The following is a 1,227-nucleotide window of genomic DNA, read 5'->3' as shown; positions in this document are numbered from 1 at the left end:
GGGATTTTCAAACATACTTTTCTGATAAAGAAATAACTTGGAACCAGTGTAATCAAACTTACTATCAATCCCCAAAATATGATCATCCCCAAATCAGCTTCCAGAATCCCGGCAGTCGCTATCGGCCCTGGTGTAGGAGGAACCAACGAATGACTCGCTGTAGCTCCCAATGCTACCGCAATGGTGGTCGCGGCATAAGGAACCCCGCTTTTCAGAGAAAGAGATTTGCTGATGGGGTTCATCATGATAAAAGTACTGTCCCCAAAAACCGGAATGGAAAGTATATACCCACTCAGCAACATGGCCACTGTGACGGATTTTTCACCGATCCAAGAAAGGATTTTCTCTGCAATGACCAAGGCACCGCCTGTTTTTTCCAGAAATGTCCCCATAATCACTCCCAATAAAATCAGCAAACCTATACTCCCCAATACACCACCGAATCCCTCGGTAATTGATTTGAGAATCAAATCAACAGGCATTCCGGATAACAATCCATAAAGGATTGCACCAACGAAAAGCGCCAAAAATGGATGGATATCATACTTTACAATTGCTATCAGGATTAGTCCCAATGCAAATAGAATGGTCAAAAGGGTCAACATGGCTGGTTATGGGTTGGAGGGGTTTGGAAAAGACAGGAAAGGAATTGAGGTGTTACACCTCAAAACCTTTTCTGTATGTTCTGCCGACAAATTGATTTGCTTCTTCGAGGTTGGTGATCCTCATGTTTTCACCATCCCAAAGCAATTTCCTTCTTCCAAAAAATTCCATTTGGCCTTTGCTGTTTTCTCTCCTTAACATATAACTACGGATGGCAAGATTTCCCATCAGCACCGTCTCTGTCATCGGTCCTGCATAATCAAATGAGGAAGTCAATCCTTTATGCTCCTCGCTTCCAAAACCAGCTTTGATGGCATCCACCCACTTGCGTTGATGTCCGTATTCAGGTTCCTGATTTTCCAGTCTGTCAGGTCCAAACTCAGTTGTCCCGTCATTCATATACAACTTTGGCATCAGCGGGGAACTGTCGTTGATGTTGGTGGTGATGATTCCTTTCTCTCCGATGATCATGACACCATTGGCACTGTTGGCTCCGCCGATGTCATGGTCTGCAGGAATGATGTCAGGATGCGAAGGACGAATGCCACCGTCACTCCAAGTCATTTCGATGGGAGATTGGCTTTTGGCAGTTGCTGCAAAATGTAGGGTGATAAAAGAGGAAGC

The 1,227-nt window shown here is 44.7% G+C and carries 1 protein-coding gene and 1 pseudogene; both read right to left on the bottom strand.

All coding sequences use genetic code 11. The features are described 5' to 3' along the window. Window positions 1-605, bottom strand: a 605-nt coding sequence (locus ACZFYI_RS20470; protein WP_462525966.1) for a GntP family permease, incomplete at its 3' end; no start/stop codon positions are given. 52 nt (window positions 606-657) lie between these two features. Beyond that, a pseudogene (locus ACZFYI_RS20465) lies at window positions 658-1,227 on the bottom strand (gfo/Idh/MocA family oxidoreductase); the annotation flags it as partial.

Source organism: Aquiflexum sp., assembly GCF_977115555.1.
The sequence above is the reverse complement of the archived record's forward strand: the minus strand, read 5'-3'. Positions and strand labels throughout refer to the sequence as shown.